The sequence below is a fragment of the Streptomyces sp. NPDC050564 genome (assembly GCF_044457265.1).
Classification (GTDB): Bacteria; Actinomycetota; Actinomycetes; order Streptomycetales; family Streptomycetaceae; genus Streptomyces.
Genome location: NZ_JBITGS010000017.1, coordinates 81,495 through 103,915 on the forward strand (window position 1 = coordinate 81,495; position 22,421 = coordinate 103,915).

Genomic DNA, 22,421 nt, shown 5'->3' on the forward strand with positions numbered 1-22,421 from the left:
TACGGTGTGTGGCTACTTCGACAGGCGGGTCAGGATCTCGGGTCCGAGGTCCGTGACGTCGCCCGCGCCCATGGTGAGAACGAGATCACCGGGCTTCGCCATTCCCGCGACCACGGAGGGCACCTCGCCCTTGTCGTGGACCGGGGTCACATCCGCGCCCGCCGCCCGTGCCGCCTCGATGATCAGCTCGCTGGTGACGCCCGGGATCGGGTCCTCGCGGGCCGGGTAGATGTCCAGGACGACCGAGGCGTCGGCGAGGGACAGGGCCTCGCCCATCTCCTTGCCCAGCTCCTGGGTGCGGGAGAACAGGTGGGGCTGGAAGACCACCAGGATGCGGGCGTCACCGGCCGCCGCGCGCATCGCCTCCAGGTCGGCCGTCATCTCCGTCGGGTGGTGCGCGTAGGAGTCGATGACCTGGACGCCCGCCTCCTCGCCCTTCAGCTGGAGGCGGCGCTTCACACCGGTGTAGGAGGCCAGCGCGGGGGCCAGCTCGGTGGCCGGGATGCCAAGGGCGACGCCGGCCGCCAGCGCCGCCACCGCGTTGTGCGCGTAGTGGCGGCCGGGGACGGAGACCGTGAAGGTCAGCTCCGAGTCGTCCAGGAGTACCGTCACCTCGCTCTTCAGGCCCTGCGGGACCACGGAGAGCACCCGGACGTCCGCGTCCGCCGCGTCGCCGTACGTCACCACGCGGACATCCGCGGCCGTGACACGGCGCGTCAGCTCGCGCGCGCCCTCGTGGTCCGCCGAGATCACCAGCGTGCCGCCCGAGGTGATGCGGTCCACGAACGTCTCGAAGGACTCGTAGATCTCGTCCATGGAGGCGTAGTTGGCGTGGTGGTCCAGCTCCACGTTCAGCACGATCGCCACCTCGGGCGCGTACTTGTGGAAGCTGCGGTCCGACTCGTCGGCCTCGGCGACGAAGATCTCGCCCTCGCCGTGCAGGGCGTTCGAACCGGGGGCGTCGAGGTCGCCGCCGATCGCGTACGACGGGGACAGACCCAGGGTGGACAGGGACACCGCCAGCATCGACGTCGTGGTCGTCTTGCCGTGGGTGCCCGCGACCGCGATGGGGCGCAGGTCGTCCATCAACCGGGCGAGGGCGTCCGAGCGGTGGACCACCGGGATGCCGAGCTCCGCGGCCCGGGCCAGCTCCGGGTTGTCCGGGCGGATCGCGGAGGAGACCACGACGCAGGTGGCGTCGGACGCCAGATGGTCGGTCGCGTGCCCGATGTGCACCGTCGCGCCGAGCGCGCGCAGGGCTTGGGCGGTCGCGGACTCCTTGGCGTCACTGCCCGCCACCTTGGCCCCGCGCTGCGCGAGGATCTTCGCGATGCCCGACATTCCGGCGCCGCCGATGCCGATGAAGTGCGGTCGGTCCATGGCGGTAGGAAGGCCGGGTGCCATGCGCTGTTCTCCCCAAGATCCGGTACGAGGCTGAGCGCGCCCGCGGACGGAGCGCGACCCCAGCCTATTGCGTGCGGCGTCCGGCGCCTTGCAAGGGGCGCCGGCGACGATGTCGGGAACGGGCGCGGAGCAGTGCTCATCCTGCGGCTCCGCCGCGCGGGCGCGACCAGCCACGAAGCACCCGCACCCCGAAGAACACCGCACCCCGGCGGCGCCCCACGGCCCGGCCCGGCGGCAGTGATCACACCTTGCTGTGCGAGAACAGTTTCAGGACCGGCACGCCCACCTTGTGGCGGGCCCGGGAGGCCCAGTCCCGGTGGAAGAACTCTTCCACGTAGTGGGGGTCGGTCAGCACGATCACCTCGTCGGCCTCGATCTCGTCGACCAGCGCCTTCAGCGCGTCCAGCGGGTGGTCCTCGATCAGCCGGCCCTCGGCCTCGCTGCCGGCCGAGCGCAGGGCCACCAGCGACACGTCGAGGGCCTGCTGCCCCTGTCCGACCGCCTCCTCGCCCTCCGGTGTCTCGCGCTCGTGGGCCGCCTCGTCCAGCTCACCGAGCGCGACGTCGTCGATGGCGCGCAGCAGCCGGTCCGCCTGGTCCCCACGGGGCTGGAGCAGCACATGGAAGGCGACCGCCTCATCGCCGTGCAAGGTGGTGACGAACTCCACGTCGGCAGACGTCAGGGCCTTCTCGATCATCAATACGCTTGTGAACACGACAGGCGCCCTTCTCCTCCGTGGGCCCGTCCCAGGCCCCTGCGGAAACCATCCTGCCCCGTGACCGCACGAGGTCTGCGAGATTTAGTGTGCCCAACGGAAGATAACCGGAATGAGGCATTTCACCGACTTGTCAGGATCGACGGTATCGGCTGTACAGGAACCCGGCCTCCTCCAGCAGGGACACGAGTTCGAACCTCGCCGGGACCGCCATCGAGGGCCCCCCGGCGATGCGCTGTGCGTCACCGGCGGCGAGCATCGGTGACACGGTCAGGCAGAGCTCGTCGAGCACTCCTCCCGCGACGAACTGGCCGAGCAGGCGGGGCCCGCCCTCGGTCAGCAGCCGGGTCAGACCGAGTTCCCCGAGGGCCCTTACGGCGCGGGCGGGGTCCACCCCCATCCCGTCCCCGGCGATCACCACCTGGGCACCCGACTTCTCGGCCGCCGCGACCCGGTCGGGAGCCGCCGCGGCACCCGTCAGCACCAGCGTGGGCACCAGGGGCGAGGTGAAGAGCGGCAGCGAGAAGTCCAGGTCGAGGCTGGCGGTGACCACGGCGATGGCGGGCGCGGGGCCCTGTCCGGCCGCCTCCCGGAGCTCCGCGAAGGCCTCACGCGCGCGTGCCGGTCGATAGCCCTCCTGGCGTACCGTTTCCGCGCCGACGACCACGACATCGGCGAGCCCCCTCAGCACCCCGAAGATCCGCATGTCGGTGGCGCTGGAGATGGGCTGCGAGCGCCCGTCGTGCTGGGCCGCGCCGTCGAGCGTGGAGACCATGTTGCCGCGCAGCCAGGGCTCCCGGCGGTCGGGGTAGGCGTAGGCCTCCGCCAGTTCCCCGAGCCCCCACTCCCGGTCCGTCACATCCGTCTCGGGGGCCCCACCCGAGGCCTGGGCTGCTGTTTCGTAGGTCACAGGGAACAGGCGTCGCATGACGTGCAGTGTGGCACGGCCCTTAGAGTGGGGAACCGTGTCGTCCTCCACCACCGCCTCCGGGATCGACCCGATAGCCGAAGCGGCCCCGCTGTCCCTGTGCGCCCGCGAGCCGCACGTCCCCGCCGACCGACTGGTCGCCGAGATGGTGCCGCCGCCGCGCTTCGACTCGGTCCGCTTCGCCACGTACATCCCGGACCCGAACCAGCCGAGCCAGACCGAGGCGGTGCACGTCCTCGGCAGCTTCGCGGCCGGTCTCGGCGGGGCGCACGCGGTCGGCGGCGGCAAGCGCCGGCTGTTCGGCTTCGGCAAGGCCCCGAAGACGCCCGCCGGCCCCCGCGGCGTCTACCTCGACGGCGGCTACGGCGTCGGCAAGACCCATCTGCTCGCCTCCCTCTGGCACGCGACCCCGGCGGAGCCCGCGCTCAAGGCGTTCGGCACCTTCGTGGAGCTGACCAACCTGGTCGGCGCACTCGGCTTCCAGAAGACCGTGCAGACGCTCTCGGGCCACCGTCTTCTCTGCATCGACGAGTTCGAACTCGACGACCCCGGCGACACCGTCCTCGTCTCCACCCTGCTCGGCAAGCTGGTCGACGCGGGCGTCGCGCTCGCCGCCACCTCGAACACGCTGCCGGGCAAGCTCGGTGAAGGCCGGTTCGCGGCCGCGGACTTCCTGCGGGAGATCCAGGGCCTGTCGGCGCGCTTCCGGCCGCTGCGCATCGACGGCGAGGACTACCGCCACCGCGGGCTGCCCGAGGCCCCGGCGCCGTTCTCCGACGAGCAGGTCACCAAGGCGGCGTACGCCACCGCCGGCGCCTCGCTCGACGACTTCCCGCACCTGCTCGACCACCTGGCACGCGTCCACCCCAGCCGGTACGGCGCCCTGACGGACGGCGTCAGGGCGGTCTGCCTCACCGACGTCCAGCCGGTCCCGGACCAGTCGACCGCACTGCGCCTCGTCGTGCTCGCCGACCGTCTGTACGACCGCGAGGTGCCGGTCCTCGCCGCCGGAATGCCCTTCGACAAGCTGTTCAGCGAGGAGATGCTGAACGGCGGATACCGCAAGAAGTACTTCCGCGCGATATCCCGGCTCACGGCGCTGGCCCGGGACGCCAAGGGGCTCGTGGAAGCGTAGTTTCCGGCCGCAGAGGTATCGGTTCCGGCCCTCTTCCGGGTGAAACGTAGAGTTAACCCTGCAAACAATTTGCCTTGTTAACCTATGTATTGACATGCCGGAAGAGATGCCGGGAGGGGGCGCATGTTACGAGGTACGACGGCCCGGACCCTGTATGTGGTACTCGCCGCCGTCCTGATCAGTCTGCAGCTCTTCGCCCCCACCGAGGCGTTCGCGTCCGCGCACAGGGGTGAAGTCGCCGCCTGCGCCGAGGCCGAGCACCCGCACAAGGTGGCCCCGCCCCTGGGTGCCCGCCGACAGATCCGCGACGAGGACCTCGTACCCGAAACGCGGGCGCGCGCCCTGCTCGCGAGCGACCTCGCGGGCACGTACCCGCCGGTCCCTCTCACCGCCTCGCACCCCCGCACGTCGAGATCCTCGATCGACCACTCCCCCGCGGGACTTCAGGTCTTCCGCTGCTGAGCCGAGCGCGTCCCCCCACGCTCCGTTCTGTAAGCCGACGCGCCCTCATGGCGCGCCAGGAGGAACTGACATGCAGCCCCTCATCGACCATGCCCGCTCCTTCGGCCGGCGACCCGAGGATTTCGCCTCGCTCGCCCAAGGCCAGTCCCCACAAGTCCTGTTCATCACCTGCTCCGACTCCCGGGTCGTCCCGGCCCTGATCACCGGCGCCCGCCCGGGCGAGCTCTTCGAGCTGCGCACCGCGGGCAACATCGTCCCGCCGTACGCCTGCGACCGGCCGACCTCCGAGGCGGCGACCGTCGAGTACGCGGTGGACGTACTCGGCGTGTCCGAGATCGTGGTCTGCGGCCACTCGCACTGCGGCGCCGTCGGAGCGCTGGTGCGCGGCGAGGACCTGACCGCCGTACCGGCCGTACGCGACTGGCTCGCGCAGGCCGAACCCCCCTCCGACGCGTCCGACGACGACCCGGCCGTCGCCGACGCGGTGCAGAACCATGTCCTCGCGCAACTGCTCAGGCTCCGCGCATACCCCTGTGTGCAGCGGGCCATGACAGCCGGTCGGCTACGGCTGCACGGCTGGTACTACGAGGTCCACACCGGCGCCGTACGCGCGCACACGCCGGACACCGACTCCTTCGAGGCGCTGTGAGCCGCGCGATGAAACTCCCGGGCCTCACGAAGCAATTCCCGTACCTGCGGCAGGACTTCGCCGCGTCGGTCGTCGTGTTCCTCGTCGCCCTGCCGCTGTGCGTGGGCGTCGCCGTCGCTTCCGGCGTATCGGCCGAACTCGGCCTGGTCACCGGCATCGTGGGCGGACTCGTCACCGGCCTGATGCGCGGCAGCAGCCTCCAGGTGTCGGGGCCGGCCGCCGGGCTGACCGTGCTGGTCTTCGAGGCCGTACGGGAGTACGGGCTCGCCCTCCTCGGAGTCGTAGTGCTCGCCACGGGCGTGCTCCAGCTCCTCATGGGAGCCCTGAAGCTGGGGCGCTATTTCCGGGCGATCTCGGTGGCGGTCGTCGAGGGCATGCTGGCCGGAATCGGCCTCGTGCTGATCGCCGGCCAGCTCTACTCGATGGCGGGCCTGAAGGCACCGGCATCCGGACTCGACAAGCTCACCGGGCTGCCCGAGGCGCTCACCGACGCGGCCCGTAGCACCGAGGCGTTGGCCTCGGTCGGGCTCGGGGCCGGCACGATCGCCGTACTGGTCCTGTGGAAGCGGCTGCCGCGCCGGGTGCGTACGGTGCCGGGAGCGCTCGGCGCTGTCGCGTCGGCCACCCTCGTCTCACTGGCGTTCGGCCTGCCCGTGGCCACGGTGGAGGTGCGGGGGCTGCTCGGTTCGATCCAGTTGCCCTCGCCCGACGCGTTCGGCGAGCTCGCGAGTGTCGGAGTCCTCGGCACCGTCCTCGCCTTCACCCTGATCGCCTCCGCCGAGTCGCTGTTCAGCGCGGCGGCCGTGGACCGGCTGCACGACGGGCCGCGGACCGCGTACGACAAGGAGCTGATGGCACAAGGCGCGGGCAACGCGGTCTGCGGGCTGCTCGGCGCACTGCCGATGACCGCCGTGATCGTACGCAGCGCGGCGAACGTCCAGGCGGGCGCGCGGACCAAGGCGTCCCGGGTGCTGCACGGCCTGTGGCTGCTGCTGTTCGCGGCGCTGCTGCCCGCCGCACTCGGTGTCATCCCGCTGCCCGCCCTCGCCGGCATCCTGGTACACGCGGGCTGGAAGCTGATTCCGCTTCGGGAGATCGTGTCGCTGTGGCGTGAGCACCGTGGCGAGGCGCTGATTCTCGTCGTCACCGCCGTGTCGATCGTCGCCGTCAGCATGTTCGAGGGCGTCCTGATCGGGCTCGCGCTGGCCGTCGCCAAGACGGCGTGGGAGGCCTCGCACGTGCGCCTCGAAGTCGTGGACAAGGGCGCCGGGCCCGTCCAGGCGTACCTCTCGGGCAACGCGACCTTCCTGCGGCTGCCGAAGATCCTCGACAGCCTGGAGGCGCTGCCGCAGGATCGCCCCGTCGAGCTGGACCTCTCCGGTCTGCACCACCTGGACCACGCGTGCCGTTCCGCGCTGGAGAACTGGTCGGCACGGCACAGTGCGACCGGGATCGAGCCGGTGAAGGTCACGCCGGGGGACTGAGGCCAGGGCCGGGCCTGCCACCGGGCGGGCCCGGCCCTACGACGTAAAGTGGACGTATCAGGCAGGGTGGGCGGCTCGGAAAGGGGTCGTCATGGTCGAGGAACTCATCGCGGCGGGTGTGGCGACCGGTGCGGCCGGTCTGGTCTACCTCTCCGCGGCGGCCCGGGTCGTCAAGCAGTATGAGCGCGGGGTGGTCTTCCGGCTGGGGCGTCTGATGGGTGTCCCGCGGCCTCCGGGGTTCACCTTGATCGTGCCCTTCGTGGACCGGCTCCGTAAGGTCAACATGCAGATCGTGACGCTGCCCGTGCCGGCCCAGGAGGGCATCACGCGGGACAACGTCACGGTGCGGGTCGACGCGGTCGTCTACTTCAAGGTCGTGGACGCGGCGAACGCGGTCATCCAGGTCGAGGACTACCGATTCGCGGTCTCGCAGATGGCGCAGACCTCGCTGCGGTCGATCATCGGCAAGAGCGACCTCGACGACCTCCTGTCCAACCGCGAGAAGCTCAACCAGGGGCTGGAGCTGATGATCGACAGCCCGGCGATCGGCTGGGGTGTGCAGATCGACCGCGTGGAGATCAAGGACGTATCGCTGCCGGAGACGATGAAGCGGTCGATGGCCCGGCAGGCCGAGGCCGACCGTGAGCGGCGGGCCCGGATCATCAACGCGGACGCCGAACTCCAGGCGTCCAGGAAGCTGGCGGAGGCCGCCGGAGTGATGTCGGAGCAGCCCGCGGCGCTCCAACTACGGCTGCTGCAGACGGTGGTGGCCGTCGCGGCGGAGAAGAACTCCACGCTCGTACTGCCCTTCCCGGTGGAGCTGCTGCGCTTCCTCGAGCGGGCGCAGGCAGGTCCGGCGCCGTCCGCCGCCGAGCAGTCGGCGCCCCCACGGCCCGATGAGCACGTCCAGCTGGACGAGCCCGATGAGCCCGTCCCGCTCGATGCGCCCGTCCCGCTCCAGGAGCCCGTCCCGCTCCAGGAGCCCGGCCTGCTCGATGAAGCCGTACGGCTCCAGGAGCCCGGCCTGCTCGACGAGGCCGACCGGCTCCAGGAGCTCGGCCGCCTCGATGAGCTCCATGAGCCCAAGGGCGACGAGTGACACGTGCTACGCGGGTTCCGGCGACACCTGCCGCGTGATACACACAGGCGGGTCACAGTCCTGTCCGCCAGCAGGAAGGTCGCCCCATGCCCGAAAACGGTCGCTCCGCGACACGACGTCAGATGCTCGCCCGCACCGGCGTGTTGACCGCCTCGATCGCCTTCGCCGGAAACCTCTCCGAACTCTTCGCGGGCACCGCCGCCGCGCAGGACCTCGGCCACAGCGGCTACGGCCCCCTGGTCCCCGACCCGAACGGACTGCTCGACCTGCCGGAAGGTTTCCGCTACCGGGTCCTGTCCCGCGAGGGCGACCGACTCCGCTCCGGCGAGGGCCCGGTGCCCAGCAACCACGACGGCATGTCCGCCTTCGCCGGCCGGCACGGCCGCGTCCACCTGGTCCGCAACCACGAGAACCGCGTCACCGCGAAGTTCTCGGTCCCGACGGTCGAGGGCCTGACGTACGACCCGATGGGCAAGGGCGGTTGTACGTCGCTGACGCTGGACCGGCGCGGAAACGTCCTCGCCGAGCGCGTCGCCATCGCCGGTACGGCCGTCAACTGCGCGGGCGGGCCGACTCCTTGGGGCACCTGGCTGACCTGCGAGGAGACCGAGGACACGGCAGGCACCAACGGCTATACCAAGGACCACGGCTTCATCTTCGAGGTCGACCCGGTGGACCCGCACCGCACCGGAGCCGTCCCGCTCACGGCCATGGGCCGCTTCCAGCACGAGGCGATCGCCGTCGACCCGAAGCGGGGCATCGTCTACGAGACCGAGGACGCGTTCCTCAAGCCCTTCGGCCTCTTCTACCGCTTTCTGCCCAACAGGCCGGAGGGCGGGGTGGGTTCGCTCCGCGCGGGAGGCCGGCTCCAGGCGATGCGTGTCCCCGGCGTACCGGACCTCTCCTCCATCCAGGAGACGGGCACGAGCTTCGACGGCATCGAGTGGGTGGACGTACCGGACCCGCTCGCCGCCCACACCCCGGTCCGGCTCCAGGACTTCGGCCCCCAGGGCATCACGCACGCCCAGAAGCTGGAGGGTTGCTACTGGGGAGGCACATGCGTGTACTTCGTCTCCTCCTTCGCCCGCGGCGCGGACGGCTCGGCCGCCGACCATTACGGCCAGATCTGGCGCTACGACCCGTCGGCGCGCCGGCTCACCCTCGTGATCGTCTTCGGCCCCGACACCGACGTCCAACTCCCCGGAGAGTCCCCCGACAACATCTGCCTCACCCCTGGCGGCGGCCTCATGGTCTGCGAGGACGGCAACGGCGCGCAGCACGTCTTCGGTGTGACGCGGCGCGGCGAGGTGTACGCGATGGCGCGCGGCGCCCACAACATCGGCACCCCGCAGGCCCCGGAGTGGGGCGAGTTCGCGGGCGTCACCTTCTCGCCGGACGGCGGGACGATGTACGTGAACTGCTATACGCCGGGAACGACGTTCGCGGTGACCGGACCTTGGCGAGGCAAGGGGGCTGCCGCCCGGCGGATCGGGCCGTCCTAGTGCCGCGGCAGGCAACGTTTGCCCGTCAAGGAGCGGCGTCCGGTGCGTGCTCTGGGGGTCCCCCGGCCGAAGGCTGGGGGAGTGCCGGCCGGAAGTCCTCGTACTGGATGTACTTGGGCTTTCGGCCGGTGCGGCGAGTGGGGGCACCTCCCACGCCCTCAAGGCAGTGGGGGAGCGTGCCGGGCGTCGCGACGGGGCGAACGTTGCCTGCCGGGGCACTAGCTCTTGCGGCGCCGGGTCAGCGCCCGGGCCAGGACGGGGCCGGCGGCCGTGACGAGCAGCGCGGCCAAGGGGGCGACGACGTCGGCCCACGGGTCGCGGATCGGGTGGTAGGCGGCGGTGCCGTCGCGCAGTTCGATGAAGCCGAGCGGGCGGGCCTCGCAGCCGCCGCCTCCACCACCGCCCTCGGCGTTCTTCGCCCGGCCCAGCCCGCGCAGGATGCCGCCGCCGAACCCGAAGCCGACCTTGGCGACGGGGATGACGGTGACGCCTTCGTGGGTGACGGCCTCGCCGAAGACGGCGGTCACCGAGGCCCGTCCGCCGAGCCGCTCGGCGATCCCTTCCAGCAGCCGGGCCACGGTCCCGCCCGCGGGCTCGACGGAGTCGGCGAGCGGGGCGGTGGAGTCGTCCGGCGGGGGCGTCGTGTCCTGCGGTGCTGTCATCGCGGTACCTCCTGGCCCGGGGTGCGGAGCGTTGCCGATGCCCGCAGATTAAATCCCGCGCGCGGGTGGCGGTCCCCTGTTAGCGTCACCGGCATGAAGCGTGCCGCTGCGAACACGACGACGCCGGAGAGAGTCCCGGCGCGCTGACCGCTGACGTGAGTCCGAAGCCCCGGGGCGAGTGCCCCGGGGCTTCGCCGTGCGGGCACCCGTCCCTCCCCCGTGAGGAGACCATCGTGCACGACCACCGTCGACTCGGCCGTGAGCTGGACCTGTTCGACACCGACCCCCTGATGGGTGCGGGCCTGCCGTACTGGCTGCCCGACGGCGCGGCCGTGCGGCACGCGCTGGAGGAGTACGTCCGCGACGCCGAGCGGCGGGCGGGCTATCGGCATGTGTACTCACCGGTGCTGGGGAAACGGGAGCTGTACGAGATCTCCGGGCACTGGTCGCACTACAGCGAGGACATGTTCCCGGCGATGGAACTCGGCGGGGAACAGATGGTGTTGCGGCCGAGCCTGTGCCCCCATCACGCGCTCATCTACCGCTCCCGCTCGCACAGTTACCGAGAACTCCCCCTCCGCATCGCAGAGTTGGGCGCCATGTACCGCTCCGAGCTGTCGGGCGTCCTCGGTGGACTCACCCGCGTGCGCGCCATCCAGCTCAACGACGCGCACGTCTTCTGCACCCCGGACCAGGTCGCCGAAGAGGCGCACGCGGCACTGGAGTTGATCGGACGGGCGTACACCGCACTCGGCATCGAACCGGCGCGCTACCGGCTCTCACTGCCGGGAGCCGGTGGGAAGTACGTCGCCGACCCCGAGTTGTGGCGCAAGTCCGCCGCGCTGCTCCGTGACGTCCTGGACCGCTGCGGCGTGGCGTACGAGGCCGTCGAGGGCGAGGCGGCGTTCTACGGCCCCAAGATCGACGTCCAGATCGCCGACCCGGCAGGTCGCGAGTCCACCCTCTCCACCGTCCAGGTCGATTTCCACCAGCCCGAGCGCTTCGACCTGCACTACATCGGCGCCGACGGCGCGAAACACCGGCCTGTCATGGTCCACCGCAGTGTCATCGGCAGCCTGGAACGGGCCGTCGCGCATCTCATCGAGGTGCACGGCGGCGCCTTCCCGCCCTGGCTCGCACCCAACTGGTGGCCCTGCCCGTCTCCGACGCCGAGGTCGACCAGGCCGCGGCGCTGGTACGCCGCTGCCGCGACCAGGGACTCCGGGCCGAGCTCGCCGCCCCGGACCAGGGCACCCTGGGCGCCCGGATACGCGCCGCCCGCCTCGTCCCGTACCAGGCGGTGATCGGCCCCAGGGAAGCAGCCGCCGGCCTGGTCGCGCTGCGCCTGCGCGACGGCCGCCGCCTCGATGCCCGGCCCGCCGCGGAGGTCCTGCGCCGCATCGCACAGCCGATCGATGCCCGCAGCGCCGAGCTGCTCGACCAGGACGCCTGAACGCGAGTAGCGGGCCCCCGCCGCCCGTCGCACCATCGAGGGACACGTCCGGAAGGGGTACGCGGTGGCCAAGCAGGACGGCAAGAAGGGCAGCAAGAAGGACGGCAAGCGGGACGGCAGGGGAGACGGCGGAAAGGGCGATGCGAAGGCCGGCGGACGGAAGTCCGACGGCAAGGCCCCGGCCCGGCTGCGCGAGCTCCTGCGCATCCCCGGCGGGACGGGCGTCGACCTCTCCTCGTACGACGCCGCGGCCACCCCCGCCGGTCCCGACGGCAAGGCCGCCGGTCTCGCCGCCACCGCCCGGATGGGCGAACACCTCGCCGACCTGCAGGAACGCTTGTGGGCCGCGAGCACGGCGGGCGACCGACGGCGCCTGCTGCTGGTCCTCCAGGGCATGGACACCAGCGGCAAGGGCGGCACGGTCAAACACGTCATCGGACTGTTCAACCCCTCCGGCTGCCGCATCCGGTCCTTCAAGGCGCCGACTCCCGAGGAGCGCAAGCACTCCTTCCTCTGGCGCATCAGGCGGGCGCTTCCCGAGCCCGGCGAGATCGGCATCTTCGACCGCTCGCACTACGAGGACGTCCTGATCGCCCGTGTCCGTGAACTGGCCCCGCGCAAGGAGATCGCCCACCGCTACGGCGAGATCAACCGCTTCGAGCAGTCCCTCGCCGACGACGGCGTCACGGTCGTGAAGTGCTTCCTGCACATCTCGCACGAGCAGCAGCTCCGCCGCCTCCTGGCACGCCTCGACAACCCCGACAAGCACTGGAAGTTCAGTGCCGACGACATCGACGACCGCGCCCTGTGGCCCGCCTACCAGAAGGCGTACGAGATCGCCCTGGAGCGCTGCTGCACGCCCCAGGCGCCCTGGTATCTGATCCCAGCCGACCGCAAGTGGTACCGCAACTGGGCGATCAGCAAGCTCCTCCTGGAGCACCTCGAGGCGCTGGATCCGCAGTACCCGAAGGCCGACTTCGACGTGGCGGAGAGCCGGGAGCGTCTGATGAATGCCCGGTGACCGGGCCCTCCGCTACCGCGGAGGGCCCGGCCTGCCGCCAAGGGCCCGGCCGCTCACCGGCCGCGTTCCACGTACTCCTTGAACTGCTCCAGATCGCTGCGGACGAGCCGTTCGACCGCGTTCGCCTGGGCGAATCCCTTCGGCCCACCGAAGGTCTCCCTGATGCTGTCGGGGTCGTACTCGAGCCGTGCCTGAACCCGGGTGTGACTCTGGTCGAGCGGCTGCAGCGAGAAGGATCCCGTCAGTTCCGCGGCGCCTGTGGTGCGCCATTCCATCGCGCGCTCTCCACTGCGGTCGGTGACCCGGGCCTCGAATTCCCGGGCCCGGCCGCCGGCCTCGACGTCCAGATGCGCTCGGCCATTCGTCTCCGTACGGGCGTCGCGCACTCCTTCCACGAAGCGCGGATAGTTCTCCACCCGGTGCAGGCTGTCCCAGGCCTTGTCGATCGGAACTCCGACATCGACGTGTTCTTCGAGGATGCTCATGACGCACCTCCACATTCGGCTGATGCATGGGCTTCCGCTTCCAGTGTGCGCCCGGCACGAGGCCAGTCGACCGAAGGGTGAGACGCGGCCGACCACCATGTGTGCGGACGGCGCGGTCGCCGACCACGTACCCCGAGACACAGGGGTGCGTTGTCCGGTGTTCCGGGGGGACCATGGAGGCCGAAGCACTTGCAGACACCGACAGGTCCCGCTCCAGCCAGGCCGACGGATGGCCCCCGTGGCGCCGGTCGACGGAAGGAGTGCCTGCCATGAGCGAAGCCGAACAGCCTCCCGCGGACCACGACCGGCGGGATGCCCGTCGGCCGGAGAGAGTGCTGTCGCAGCCGAGCGGGCTGATGGACCTCCTTGGTGTCGCGGCGGTGCTCCTGGACGCCGAAGGACGGGTGGTCCTGTGGAGTCCGCAGGCCGAGGAGCTGTACGGCTACAGCGCCGAGGAGGCACTCGGGGAGTACGCCGGGCGGTTGCTCGTCCACGAAGAGCACTGGGACTGGGTGATCAAGAAGTTCATCGAGGTCATGGAGACCGGCCAGAGCTGGGGTGGCACGTTCCCCATCAAGTGCAAGGGCGGCGGCACGAGGCTGGTGGAGCTGCGCAACATGCGGCTCCTGGACGACCTGGGCGACTTCTACGCCCTCGGGCTGGGCACCGACTCCCCCAGGCTGCGCGAGGTGGAACGGGATGTCGCGCTGTCCACCCGGTTGATCTCCCAGTCCCCGATCGGAATCGCGATTCTCGACACCGAACTGCGGTATGTGGCCGTCAACCCCGCTCTGGAACGGATGCACGGCATTCCCGCGAAGGACCACCTCGGCCGCCGCTACCGCGAGATCATGCGGGACGCCAAGTTCGAAGTGCCCGAGGCCGCGATGCGGCAGGTCCTGCGGAGCGGGGTCCCCCTGGTCGACCAGTCCACCATCGTCGGCCGCACCCCGGCCGACCCGGCACGCGAACACGCCTGGTCGATCTCGCTGTACCGGCTGGAGGACACCCAGGGCCGTGTCCTGGGAGTGGCCGACCTGGTGGTGGACGTCACCGAGCGACACGAGTCGGCCATGGCGGCCACCGAGACCCGGCGACGCCTCGCCGTGATCGCCGACGGCTCCGCCCGCATCGGGACCACGCTGGATGTCGAGCAGACAGCCCGGGAGCTGGCCGACGTCACCGTTCCCGCACTCGCCGACGTGGTCGCCGTCGACCTGCTCGACTCCGTCCTCGACGAGCACCGCCCCGCCTCCCACAGCGGCCCCGCGGTCTTCCGCGCCCTCGCGGTCAAGGCCGCCTACCCCACCGAGGCCTTCCGGGCCGCCGATCCGCCCGGCCGGATCGCCGCGTACGACAGCGACCGCCTGGCCACCCAATGCGTGCGCACCGGCCGGCCCGTCCTGATCTCACACGCCGACGGAAACGATCTGACCCGCATCGCCCGCGACAGCCACGCCGCCACGCTCCTGGCCCGCGCCGGAGTGCACTCCTACCTGGCCGTCCCCCTCGGCGCACGCGGCGCCATCCTCGGCTTCCTGGGCCTCACCCGAGCTCGCGACCCGCGGCCCTTCGACGAGGACGATCTCGCCATCGCCACCGAACTCGCCTCGCGCGCCGCGGTGTGCATCGACAACGCCCGGACGCACCAGAGCGTGCGCAACGCCGCCGAGACCCTGCAGCGCAGCCTGCTCCCCGACCACCCGCCCCAGCTCCCCGGCCTGCAGGTCGCCTCCCGCTACCGGCCGGCACAGGCCGCCTACGAGGTCGGCGGCGACTGGTACGACGTGCTCCCCCTCGACGGCGACAAGACGGCGCTCGTCGTGGGCGACGTCATGGGCAGCGGCATCGAGGCAGCCGCCGCCATGGGCCGCCTACGTACGGCCACCGCCGCCTACGCCGATCTCGACCTCGACCCGGCCCGAGTCCTCCAGCACCTCGACAAGATCACATCGAGGCTGGAGCAGTACATCGCCACCTGCGTCTATGCCGCCTACGACCCCCACCGGGCCGAGTGCCACATCGCCAACGCCGGCCATCTGCCACCCGCTCTGGTCCGCAGCGGCCGACGCCCCCAGCTGCTCGATCTGCCCACAGGCACCCCGCTCGGAGTCGGCGGCGTCCCCTTCGAAACCACAAGCCTCAGTCTCGCCCCTGGCGACCAGCTGGTCCTGTACACCGACGGACTCGTCGAGTCCCGCCACGACCCCATCGACGAACGCCTCGATGCCCTCCTGAGCCTCCTCGACACCCCGGACGACCCCCTGGAAGACACCTGCGACCGACTCCTGCGAGACCTCCGGCACACCGACGTTCACGACGACGTCGCCCTGCTGATCGCCCGCGCATGCCCCTATACGCCGGACCGCACAGCCCCGGACAGCAAGGAGTTGCCCTAGGAATCGGCCGGATGCCTACGCGGCGTTCTGCGCGGCGAGAGCGAGCTTGCGGTGGGTGCGGACCATCATGGCGCGAGCCATGAAGGGGTGAACTCTTTTCACGACACCCCAATAGAGCCTGGAGCGCCAGGCGTTCGTCCTCACCGAGCTGCAGAGGGTGACGTACTTCTCGTCGACGACGATCGAGGCCCAGGCATCGAGACCGGCCGTGCTCACGTTCATGAGCGCCTCGCCGCCCTGTTGCGTCTCGATCGGGAAGGCGTCACGCAGAATGCCCGTCCAGGCCGCCGGATCGCGCGGCATTCCGGGCCGCAACTCCATGGCGTACGCGTCCTGGTAGTCGGGCCGGTCCACGGCCGCTCTGATCAGCCGAGCACCTTCGGGAAACCCCACCGCTAAGGGCTTGTCCTTGACCATCACATACCTCCATACGCTGGCGTATGGAAACCATACGGTAGCGTATGGTCATGACGCAACGGCGGCAGACCAGGAAGGCCAGGCTCAGCGCCCACGACTGGGCGGATGCCGCACTCGCCGCCATCGGTGAAGGCGGCGGCCTCGCGGCGGTGGCGGTCGAGCCGCTCGCCGCTCGCCTCGGCGCCACGAAGGGCAGCTTCTACTGGCACTTCGACAATCGCGAGGCGCTGATCGAGGCGGCGCTCGCCCGCTGGGTCGAGGCGGACACCGAGGAAATCATCGCGACGCTGGAGACCGAGCCGGACCCGGAGAAGCGGCTGCGCAGACTGCTCACCGAGGTCACCGAGCCGGCCGGCACGGACCCGCTCGAGGTCTCGCTGCTCGCCAGCACGGACCACCCTCAAGTCGCCGCCGCGCTGCGACAGGTCACCGAGCGCCGCATCGGCTACCTGTCCGGGCTCTTCACCGAGCTCGGCCTCGCCGAGGACGAGGCACGGCGGCGCGGACTGCTGGCGTACAGCTTCTATCTGGGGCACACCCAGCTCGGCCATGCCGTGCCCTCCGCACTACCCTCGCGCGAGGACTTCCCCGCGTATCTGGAGGCGGCGATGGACGCGCTCCTCCCCCGCGCATAGCGGGTCATGCAGCGCCGGCCCGGACCCCGGGCCGCGGCTCTAGGCGGGTGACTTCGGGACCGCATCCGCGCGGCACGGACACAGGAGGACCGAATAGTCGGATTTGTGACGATATCTTCATCCGGTGATCATTCCAGTACGACGATTCGCCGCGACCTGCGCCCTGGGGGCCGCGCTCGCCGCCTGTGGTGCCCCCGGCACCCCGCACGCCGCCCGTCCAGGGCAACCCGCGTCCGCCAGTGCCGCGCCGTCGCGGCCCCCGACACTCGCTCCCGGTCCCACCGGACTGACCCCCGTCTTCACGAACGGTCCGCGGACGACCGACAAGACCGTCGCGCTGACCTTCGACGCGGACATGACCGCGGATCAGGGGACGCGGGCGGCGAACGGGGAGCACTTCGACAATCCCCAACTGATCGCGACGCTGCGCGGGTTCAAGGTGCCGGCGACCGTGTTCATGACGGGACGGTGGGCCGACGAGTATCCGGAGGAGGCCAAGGACATCGGGCAGGACCCGTTGTTCGAGATTGCCAACCACTCGTACAGCCACTACGCCTTCACGGACAACTGCTACGGACTGCCGACCGTGCCCGAGGACCGGATGCGGGTGGACGTGGAGCGGGCGTACACCGCCTTCGAGAAGGCGGGCGTGCGCAACGCGATGCCGTACTTCCGGTTCCCCGGTGGGTGCTACGACCAGCAGGCCCTGCGGACGCTGAGCGGCGTCGGGGTGACCGCCGTGCAGTGGGACGTGGTGAGCGGTGACGCGTTCGCGACGGATGCGAATGCCGTGGCTCAACAGGTCCTCGAGGGCGTGAAGCCCGGGTCCGTCGTCGTCATGCACTGCACACGCAGTGCGGCGCCGGCGACCGAGGAGGCCCTGCGGACGATCGTTCCCGAGCTGCGCGAGAAGGGGTACCGGTTCGTGAAGGTGTCCGAGCTGATCGGACAGGCGGCGCACCTCCACCACTGAGCGGCCCGGCCGCCCGTCCTACCCTGGAGCCATGAGCGAGTACTGCGCCACCGGCACCGAGGCGGATCCGGCCCCCACGGCGGACGGACCCCCGTTCGCCGAGTGCGTGCTGTGCCGCGAGCCGACGGAGTACCCGGAGTCGTACAAGGGGATCACGCTGTGCCCCGTCTGCGAGTGGCAGGAGGCACAGCGCACCGCCTGCTCCGGCTGACCGGCCGGAAGCGCATCGCCTGTACGGGCTGACCGGCCAGAAGCCCGGCGCGCCGCCCCGTCAGGCCGGCCTGCGCGAGGTGAGCGCGCAGGCCGCTGCGATCGCGGCCGCGGTGAGCAGTACGGCGGCCGCCAGGGGCAGCAGCGGGGCAGGGACCGTGCCCGCCTGCGAGCCGGTGATCAGGTCGGTGAGCGCGGCGTGGGCCGGTGAGCCCGTCACCACCAGCGCGAGCAGCGCTGCGAGCAGCATCGCGGGAACCGCGCGGCCCGGCGAGCGCAGCAACGGCCACGTCGTGAGCGCGCCGACGGCCGTGCCCAGCAGCGCGCAGACGAGCGCGGCGAGGAGGCCGGCGCCGGCCGCCGCGAGCACCGGCACCCGCTTGTGGTGGTCCGTACTCGTCGGATCGCTGATCACCGTGACGATCAGTGTCGCCGCCGCGCCGAGGAGCACGGCCGCTGCCAGCGCGACGGTCAGACAGGCCAGGTGCGCGCGGCCCGCGCCGACCGCCGCCCCTACACAACTGCGCGCCGCGGGCGGCTCGTTGGTCGCGCAGATCCGCACCAGCCAGGCGGCGACGGGCAGCACGGCCGCCGCCGAGTAGCCGAGCGAGTCGAGCACCGGCTGACCGCTCTGCACACCGATCGCGAGGAACGCCGCGTACAGGATGAACGGCGGCAACCAGCGCTGGGAGCGCAACAGGAGGGCGGTCTGGTAGCGGAGAAGGGCGGTCATCGGCGGCTTTCGGTTTCGAGCGGGCGGACGACGTTCTCGGCCGAGTCCTCAGGGCACGCTCGGCTCACACCCACCACGTGCCACGGCGGCCGTGCGTCCAGCAGTGATCTGAGCAGCACGTCGGAGTGCGACTCGGGCACGGTGAAGCGTGTCGTCCCCGGTGCGGTCCGCCGCACGGACGTCGACAGCCCGGCCGCTTCGACGGGCGGCTCCGCGTCCGGCGGACCCTCGGCCTCGACCACGACGTGCGGTCCGGGCACCACCGAAGTGACGCTGTCCGTACGGCGGTTCAGGGTCCCTTCGATCACTGTGTACGTCGCGTCGGGCACCCCCTCCAGGCGCCTCGGGTCGTGGTCGACGAAGACCACCGCGGCGCCGGCGGCGGTGCGCTCGGCGACGACGCGTTCCAGTTCGGCGCGGGCGGCGGCGTCGAGGCCGGTCCAGGCCTCGTCGAGAACGAGGAGCTCGGGCTCGGCAAGGAGGGCCTGGGCGACGGCGACCTTCTGGCTGCTGCCCTTGGACAGCTCCGACAGGGGTGTACGGGCGTACGCGGCGGCGCCGAGCCGCTCCAGCCACTCCTCGGCGGCGCGCGCGGCAGCGGTACGGGTCAGGCCGTGGACGGCACCGAGGTGGGTGAGGTACCCGGACGCGGTGAAGGGGAGGGCGGCCGGGAAGCGCTCGGGGACGTACGCCGTGCGCGGGCGCCCGGTGATCCGACCCTCGGTGGGCGCGTCGATCCCCGCGAGGAGCCTCAACAGGGTTGATTTTCCGGTGCCGTTGGCACCCTCGACACGGATCAGGGTGCCGGGCGTCACCTCCAGGTCCACCCGGCGCAGCACCCAGGGTCCGTGGATGCCGTAACGACGGCCGACGCCCTCCAGCCGTAGCTCACGTGTCATGGCGCCCTTCCTCGCTCGTCCTCGCGGCCTCCCGCGGAGGGACCGATCTTCCGCCCTGGCAGACTGGAGGACGTGACCAGTGATCCGTCCGTTCCCGGCGACAGCCCCTTCCGTTCCGAGCGCACCGCGCGCGACGAGGCACCGCAGTTCGTGCTGCCCCTGGTCGCGCGCATCGAGAAGGCCGCTCCCCCGGCGCGTACCGACGCCCTGGAGACCGCGGCCCGCGCCGTGCTCACGATCCTGGGCGACGAGCGTTCGCTCGGGGACGGGGAATGGGCGCAGACGATGCGGGACTGGCAGGACGCGCGGATCCGCAAGGTCGTCCGGCGGGCGCGCGGCGCGGAGTGGCGTCGGACCGAGGCGCTGCCCGGCATCACGGTGACGGGGAAGTCCGCCGAGGTGCGCGTCTTCCCACCGGTCCCGCTGGACGGCTGGCCCAAGGACCTGGCCAGGCTCCAGGTCTCCGGCACGGACCTCGACGACCCGGAGCCGCCGGTGGACGCCGATCCGACGGCGCCCGTGCTGTGGCTCAACCCCGAGCTCGACATGTCGGCCGGCAAGACGATGGCACAGGCGGGCCACGGCGCCCAACTGGCGTGGTGGGAGCTGTCCGACGAGGAGCGCGCGGCGTGGCGCGACGCGGGTTACGCGCTCGCCGTGCGCACCGCGGACCCGGCCCGCTGGCGCGAACTGACCACCGCCGGCCTCCCGTTGGTCCGCGACGCGGGCTTCACGGAGATCGCACCGGGCTCGTGCACAGTGGTCGCGGACCATCCGGCGCTGCGCCGCTGACGCTCCACGGCTGACGCTCGCCCGCTACGAGAGCGGGGTGAAGTGGCCGATCAGGAGGGACAGCCGGCGGTCGTGGCCCTCGCGGGGGAGGCGTCCACTGCGCATCAGCGTGACCAGTCCGTGCAGACCGCTCCAGAAGGTCTCCATGAGGATGCCCGGGTCATCGCCCTCCGCGAGCGGCTCGATGGTCCGGTGCAGTTCGCCGAGTGCGTCCCACAGGGCGGCCGGCGCCTCGGGGGTCGCGAACGGCAGGTCGACGGGGTGCGTGAACATCGCGTCGTACAGCGCGGGGCGCCGCTCACCGAACTCCGCGTAGGCCGCGCCGACCGCGGCGAGGGCCGCGCTCGGACCCGACGCCGCCGTACGGGCCGCGCGCAGTCGCTCCGCCAGCTCGGTGAAGCCCTGCACGACGACGGCGGCCATGATGGCGTCCTTACCCTTGAAGTGGCTGTACAGCACCGGCTGGCTGTACTCGATCTCGGCGGCGAGCCGGCGCGTGGTCACCGCGTCCCAGCCCTCGGTCTCGGCCAGTTCCCGCGCGGCCGTGACGATCAGCCGCTCGCGCTCCGCTCGTTCGCGCTCTCGGCGCGTCTGGATCGACATGGGCACATCTAGCACCGCTAGTATTCATGTCGAGGCTATGCTAGCTTCGCTCTCGCCCCTAGCGCTGCTAGCAAGGAGATCCGACGTGCTCACTCCCACCGCCTACGGCCTTGCCATCGTGCTCGACCTCCTCGTCCTGTTCATCGGCGCACGGTTCCTGCTCCAGCCGCAGCCGGCCGCCACCGCATACGGCGTTCCCGCCAAGCCGCAGGGCGACGCCGCCTATCTGGAGATCAAGGGCCTGCGCGACGCCACCTTCGGCGTCATGGGTCTGGCCCTGCTCGCCTTCGCCGGCGCCACCGCCGAGGCGTGGTTCATGCTGATCGTGGCGCTGGCGCCACTCGGCGACACGCTGATAGTGCTGCGCCACGGCGGCACGAAGGCGGTCGCGTTCGGAATTCACTTCGCCACGGCCGTCGTTGTCCTCATCAGTGCAGCCCTGCTCCTCGCGGTCTGAAAGCCATCGACCGAACCAACGCCTGCATCAGGGAGTCATGAGATGTCGTTGATCGTGCCGGACTTCGACAAGTCCGTGATCGTCCGCTCCGCGGAGGCCGAAGTGATCGGCCGGGCCCCCACCGCCCTCCAACTGCTGGCCGACAGCAGCTCGACCGGTGGCGCGCTGTCCACCCTGCGCGCCACCCTCACCGACGGCGCCGACGGCGCCAAGCCGCACCATCACGCCGGCTCCGCCGAGCTGTTCTACATGCTCGACGGGACCGCCCAGCTCCTCTCCGGCGAAGAGATCGTGACCGCCGAGCGCGGCGACCTCGTCGTCGTACCGCCCGGCGTTCCGCACGCCTTCGCGGCCGCACCCGGGCACGACGCCGACATCCTCATCGTCATCACCCCCGGCGTCGAACGCTTCGAGTACTTCCGGCACTTGGAGCGCATCGCCTTCGGCAAGGTGCCGCCGGAGAGCCTGCTGGAGGTCCAGGAGCTGTACGACACGTACTTCCGGCAGAGTCCGGCATGGGACGGACGGCGCTGAATCGCTGGGCACGCAGGGCACCGAAGGGCATGGCCGGCCGGGCACCGAACGGCGTGCCCGGCGCCGGTTAGGCTCTGCGCACACAGAGGGATCTGGGGAGGTCACGATGGCCGGTACCCGGCTGGACGGCAGGGTCGAACGCGGCAACCGTACGCGGCAGCTGGTGCTGAGCCGCACCGTCGACATCGCCTCCGTCGAGGGACTGGAGGCGCTGTCCGTCGGACGCCTGGCCACCGAGCTCCGGCTCAGCAAGAGCGGGGTCTTCGCACTCTTCGGCTCCAAGCAGGAGCTCCAGCTGGCCACCGTGCGGGAGGCGGCGCGCATCTACGTCGACCAGGTGATCCGGCCCGCGGCCGAGACCCCGGCCGGGGTCGGCCGCGTCCGGCGGCTGTGCGAACTCTGGCTGGACTACTCCCAAGGCAGGGTCTTCCCGGGCGGCTGCTTCTTCTACGAGGTCATCGCCGAGTTCGACGCCAGGCCGGGGCCCGTGCACGACGCGATGGTACGCGCCCAGCGGGAGTGGGCGGACCACGTGGAGCGCACCCTCACCGAGGCCCGCGACCTCGGCGACCTCCACCCGGGCACGGACGCCGGCCAACTCGCCTTCGAACTCATCGCGTTGATGGAGACGGCCAACGCCGTCTCGGTCCTGCACGACGAGACGGTCGCCTACCGCAGGGCCCGCGTCGGGATCACCGCGCGACTGCGGGCGGCGGCGACCGACCCGTCCCGGGTGCCCGAAGTCTCTTGAGCAGCAGCGAAGTTGAATG

Annotated in this window: 24 protein-coding genes and 1 pseudogene; 16 read left to right on the forward strand and 9 right to left on the reverse strand. The window is 71.2% G+C overall.

The genetic code is table 11. The annotated features are described in order from the left end of the window. Positions 1 to 12: 12 nt before the first annotated feature. From murC to ACIBK0_RS26345, 3 genes are all read right to left on the reverse strand, one after another. The gene (gene murC / locus ACIBK0_RS26335) at positions 13 to 1,404 is read right to left on the reverse strand and encodes a UDP-N-acetylmuramate--L-alanine ligase (RefSeq protein ID WP_399084762.1); all 1,392 of its coding nucleotides are present in this window, start codon (positions 1,402 to 1,404) and stop codon (positions 13 to 15) included. A 241-nt stretch (positions 1,405 to 1,645) separates the two neighbouring features. Further along, positions 1,646 to 2,119: an indole-3-glycerol phosphate synthase gene (locus ACIBK0_RS26340; protein WP_399084765.1), complete on the reverse strand. Its 474-nt coding sequence runs from the start codon at positions 2,117 to 2,119 to the stop codon at positions 1,646 to 1,648. A gap of 133 nt (positions 2,120 to 2,252) precedes the next feature. Continuing rightward, positions 2,253 to 3,047, reverse strand: coding sequence for a pyrimidine reductase family protein (locus ACIBK0_RS26345; RefSeq protein ID WP_399084768.1), 795 nt, complete (start codon positions 3,045 to 3,047; stop codon positions 2,253 to 2,255). Positions 3,048 to 3,084: 37 nt separating this feature from the next. Here ACIBK0_RS26345 and zapE point away from each other — a divergent pair, with 37 nt between their 5' ends. The 6 genes from zapE to ACIBK0_RS26375 all read left to right on the forward strand — a co-directional run bounded on the left by zapE (position 3,085) and on the right by ACIBK0_RS26375 (position 9,378). Then, a complete protein-coding gene (gene zapE, locus ACIBK0_RS26350) occupies positions 3,085 to 4,182 on the forward strand; it encodes a cell division protein ZapE (RefSeq protein ID WP_399084771.1) in 1,098 nt (365 codons plus the stop codon). Between the two features lie 123 nt (positions 4,183 to 4,305). After that, positions 4,306 to 4,644: a hypothetical protein gene (locus tag ACIBK0_RS26355; protein WP_399084774.1), complete on the forward strand. Its 339-nt coding sequence runs from the start codon at positions 4,306 to 4,308 to the stop codon at positions 4,642 to 4,644. A 70-nt stretch (positions 4,645 to 4,714) separates the two neighbouring features. Further along, positions 4,715 to 5,293, forward strand: coding sequence for a carbonic anhydrase (locus ACIBK0_RS26360; protein WP_399084777.1), 579 nt, complete (start codon positions 4,715 to 4,717; stop codon positions 5,291 to 5,293). Positions 5,294 to 5,301: 8 nt separating this feature from the next. Further along, the gene (locus ACIBK0_RS26365) at positions 5,302 to 6,777 is read left to right on the forward strand and encodes a SulP family inorganic anion transporter (protein WP_399084780.1); all 1,476 of its coding nucleotides are present in this window, start codon (positions 5,302 to 5,304) and stop codon (positions 6,775 to 6,777) included. Positions 6,778 to 6,868: 91 nt separating this feature from the next. Next, complete coding sequence (locus ACIBK0_RS26370) at positions 6,869 to 7,876, forward strand: slipin family protein (RefSeq protein WP_399084783.1); 1,008 nt, start codon at positions 6,869 to 6,871, stop codon at positions 7,874 to 7,876. A gap of 86 nt (positions 7,877 to 7,962) precedes the next feature. After that, positions 7,963 to 9,378, forward strand: a complete 1,416-nt coding sequence (locus ACIBK0_RS26375; protein ID WP_399084786.1) for an alkaline phosphatase PhoX — start codon at positions 7,963 to 7,965, stop codon at positions 9,376 to 9,378. A gap of 218 nt (positions 9,379 to 9,596) precedes the next feature. Here the strand turns inward: ACIBK0_RS26375 and ACIBK0_RS26380 are convergent, their stop codons facing one another. Next, complete coding sequence (locus tag ACIBK0_RS26380; protein WP_399084789.1) at positions 9,597 to 10,040, reverse strand: spore germination protein GerW family protein; 444 nt, start codon at positions 10,038 to 10,040, stop codon at positions 9,597 to 9,599. A 233-nt stretch (positions 10,041 to 10,273) separates the two neighbouring features. On the opposite strand from ACIBK0_RS26380, the pseudogene thrS reads away from it, so the two are divergent. Beyond that, positions 10,274 to 11,493 (forward strand): annotated as a pseudogene (gene thrS, locus ACIBK0_RS26385) (threonine--tRNA ligase). Positions 11,494 to 11,680: 187 nt separating this feature from the next. Beyond that, positions 11,681 to 12,514 carry a PPK2 family polyphosphate kinase gene (locus tag ACIBK0_RS26390; RefSeq protein ID WP_399085092.1) on the forward strand — a complete coding sequence of 278 codons (834 nt, stop codon included), beginning with the start codon at positions 11,681 to 11,683 and terminating at the stop codon, positions 12,512 to 12,514. 53 nt (positions 12,515 to 12,567) lie between these two features. Here the strand turns inward: ACIBK0_RS26390 and ACIBK0_RS26395 are convergent, their stop codons facing one another. Next, positions 12,568 to 12,999, reverse strand: coding sequence for an SRPBCC family protein (locus tag ACIBK0_RS26395; protein WP_399084792.1), 432 nt, complete (start codon positions 12,997 to 12,999; stop codon positions 12,568 to 12,570). A gap of 269 nt (positions 13,000 to 13,268) precedes the next feature. On the opposite strand from ACIBK0_RS26395, the gene ACIBK0_RS26400 reads away from it, so the two are divergent. Continuing rightward, positions 13,269 to 15,398, forward strand: coding sequence for a SpoIIE family protein phosphatase (locus ACIBK0_RS26400; RefSeq protein ID WP_399084795.1), 2,130 nt, complete (start codon positions 13,269 to 13,271; stop codon positions 15,396 to 15,398). A gap of 15 nt (positions 15,399 to 15,413) precedes the next feature. Here the strand turns inward: ACIBK0_RS26400 and ACIBK0_RS26405 are convergent, their stop codons facing one another. Further along, positions 15,414 to 15,815: a hypothetical protein gene (locus ACIBK0_RS26405; RefSeq protein WP_399084798.1), complete on the reverse strand. Its 402-nt coding sequence runs from the start codon at positions 15,813 to 15,815 to the stop codon at positions 15,414 to 15,416. A gap of 44 nt (positions 15,816 to 15,859) precedes the next feature. On the opposite strand from ACIBK0_RS26405, the gene ACIBK0_RS26410 reads away from it, so the two are divergent. From ACIBK0_RS26410 to ACIBK0_RS26420, 3 genes are all read left to right on the forward strand, one after another. Beyond that, positions 15,860 to 16,450, forward strand: coding sequence for a TetR/AcrR family transcriptional regulator (locus ACIBK0_RS26410; protein WP_399084800.1), 591 nt, complete (start codon positions 15,860 to 15,862; stop codon positions 16,448 to 16,450). 124 nt (positions 16,451 to 16,574) lie between these two features. After that, complete coding sequence (locus tag ACIBK0_RS26415; protein ID WP_399084804.1) at positions 16,575 to 17,423, forward strand: polysaccharide deacetylase family protein; 849 nt, start codon at positions 16,575 to 16,577, stop codon at positions 17,421 to 17,423. 31 nt (positions 17,424 to 17,454) lie between these two features. Next, positions 17,455 to 17,634: a hypothetical protein gene (locus ACIBK0_RS26420; protein ID WP_399084807.1), complete on the forward strand. Its 180-nt coding sequence runs from the start codon at positions 17,455 to 17,457 to the stop codon at positions 17,632 to 17,634. 60 nt (positions 17,635 to 17,694) lie between these two features. Here ACIBK0_RS26420 and ACIBK0_RS26425 read toward each other — a convergent pair whose 3' ends face one another. Both ACIBK0_RS26425 and ACIBK0_RS26430 read right to left on the reverse strand, forming a co-directional pair. Beyond that, entirely contained in the window at positions 17,695 to 18,366 is a 672-nt protein-coding gene (locus ACIBK0_RS26425; RefSeq protein ID WP_399084810.1) for an ABC transporter, read from the reverse strand. Then, positions 18,363 to 19,265 carry an ATP-binding cassette domain-containing protein gene (locus tag ACIBK0_RS26430; protein WP_399084813.1) on the reverse strand — a complete coding sequence of 301 codons (903 nt, stop codon included), beginning with the start codon at positions 19,263 to 19,265 and terminating at the stop codon, positions 18,363 to 18,365. Before ACIBK0_RS26430 ends, ACIBK0_RS26425 begins: the two co-directional genes overlap by 4 nt. A 72-nt stretch (positions 19,266 to 19,337) precedes the next feature. On the opposite strand from ACIBK0_RS26430, the gene ACIBK0_RS26435 reads away from it, so the two are divergent. Continuing rightward, entirely contained in the window at positions 19,338 to 20,057 is a 720-nt protein-coding gene (locus ACIBK0_RS26435; protein WP_399084816.1) for an aminoacyl-tRNA hydrolase, read from the forward strand. Between the two features lie 24 nt (positions 20,058 to 20,081). On the opposite strand, the gene ACIBK0_RS26440 is transcribed toward ACIBK0_RS26435, so the two are convergent. Further along, positions 20,082 to 20,660, reverse strand: coding sequence for a TetR/AcrR family transcriptional regulator (locus ACIBK0_RS26440; RefSeq protein WP_399084819.1), 579 nt, complete (start codon positions 20,658 to 20,660; stop codon positions 20,082 to 20,084). Between the two features lie 37 nt (positions 20,661 to 20,697). Here ACIBK0_RS26440 and ACIBK0_RS26445 point away from each other — a divergent pair, with 37 nt between their 5' ends. From ACIBK0_RS26445 to ACIBK0_RS26455, 3 genes are all read left to right on the forward strand, one after another. Further along, entirely contained in the window at positions 20,698 to 21,117 is a 420-nt protein-coding gene (locus tag ACIBK0_RS26445) for a DUF4267 domain-containing protein (protein WP_399084822.1), read from the forward strand. 42 nt (positions 21,118 to 21,159) lie between these two features. Further along, positions 21,160 to 21,651 carry a cupin domain-containing protein gene (locus tag ACIBK0_RS26450; protein ID WP_399084825.1) on the forward strand — a complete coding sequence of 164 codons (492 nt, stop codon included), beginning with the start codon at positions 21,160 to 21,162 and terminating at the stop codon, positions 21,649 to 21,651. Between the two features lie 106 nt (positions 21,652 to 21,757). Then, positions 21,758 to 22,402: a TetR/AcrR family transcriptional regulator gene (locus ACIBK0_RS26455; protein ID WP_399084828.1), complete on the forward strand. Its 645-nt coding sequence runs from the start codon at positions 21,758 to 21,760 to the stop codon at positions 22,400 to 22,402. Positions 22,403 to 22,421: the final 19 nt, after the last annotated feature.

Excerpts from the sequence above, each read along its gene's own strand:
- murC (WP_399084762.1), bottom strand. The coding sequence starts at position 1,404 with ATGGCACCCGGCCTTCCTACCGCCATGGACCGACCGCACTTCATCGGC.
- ACIBK0_RS26345 (WP_399084768.1), bottom strand. The coding sequence starts at position 3,047 with ATGCGACGCCTGTTCCCTGTGACCTACGAAACAGCAGCCCAGGCCTCG.
- ACIBK0_RS26355 (WP_399084774.1), top strand. The coding sequence starts at position 4,306 with ATGTTACGAGGTACGACGGCCCGGACCCTGTATGTGGTACTCGCCGCC.
- ACIBK0_RS26360 (WP_399084777.1), top strand. The coding sequence starts at position 4,715 with ATGCAGCCCCTCATCGACCATGCCCGCTCCTTCGGCCGGCGACCCGAG.
- ACIBK0_RS26365 (WP_399084780.1), top strand. The coding sequence starts at position 5,302 with ATGAAACTCCCGGGCCTCACGAAGCAATTCCCGTACCTGCGGCAGGAC.
- ACIBK0_RS26370 (WP_399084783.1), top strand. The coding sequence starts at position 6,869 with ATGGTCGAGGAACTCATCGCGGCGGGTGTGGCGACCGGTGCGGCCGGT.
- ACIBK0_RS26375 (WP_399084786.1), top strand. The coding sequence starts at position 7,963 with ATGCCCGAAAACGGTCGCTCCGCGACACGACGTCAGATGCTCGCCCGC.
- ACIBK0_RS26380 (WP_399084789.1), bottom strand. The coding sequence starts at position 10,040 with ATGACAGCACCGCAGGACACGACGCCCCCGCCGGACGACTCCACCGCC.
- ACIBK0_RS26395 (WP_399084792.1), bottom strand. The coding sequence starts at position 12,999 with ATGAGCATCCTCGAAGAACACGTCGATGTCGGAGTTCCGATCGACAAG.
- ACIBK0_RS26400 (WP_399084795.1), top strand. The coding sequence starts at position 13,269 with ATGAGCGAAGCCGAACAGCCTCCCGCGGACCACGACCGGCGGGATGCC.
- ACIBK0_RS26405 (WP_399084798.1), bottom strand. The coding sequence starts at position 15,815 with ATGGTCAAGGACAAGCCCTTAGCGGTGGGGTTTCCCGAAGGTGCTCGG.
- ACIBK0_RS26410 (WP_399084800.1), top strand. The coding sequence starts at position 15,860 with ATGGTCATGACGCAACGGCGGCAGACCAGGAAGGCCAGGCTCAGCGCC.
- ACIBK0_RS26420 (WP_399084807.1), top strand. The coding sequence starts at position 17,455 with ATGAGCGAGTACTGCGCCACCGGCACCGAGGCGGATCCGGCCCCCACG.
- ACIBK0_RS26425 (WP_399084810.1), bottom strand. The coding sequence starts at position 18,366 with ATGACCGCCCTTCTCCGCTACCAGACCGCCCTCCTGTTGCGCTCCCAG.
- ACIBK0_RS26430 (WP_399084813.1), bottom strand. The coding sequence starts at position 19,265 with ATGACACGTGAGCTACGGCTGGAGGGCGTCGGCCGTCGTTACGGCATC.
- ACIBK0_RS26440 (WP_399084819.1), bottom strand. The coding sequence starts at position 20,660 with ATGTCGATCCAGACGCGCCGAGAGCGCGAACGAGCGGAGCGCGAGCGG.
- ACIBK0_RS26445 (WP_399084822.1), top strand. The coding sequence starts at position 20,698 with ATGCTAGCTTCGCTCTCGCCCCTAGCGCTGCTAGCAAGGAGATCCGAC.
- ACIBK0_RS26450 (WP_399084825.1), top strand. The coding sequence starts at position 21,160 with ATGTCGTTGATCGTGCCGGACTTCGACAAGTCCGTGATCGTCCGCTCC.
- ACIBK0_RS26455 (WP_399084828.1), top strand. The coding sequence starts at position 21,758 with ATGGCCGGTACCCGGCTGGACGGCAGGGTCGAACGCGGCAACCGTACG.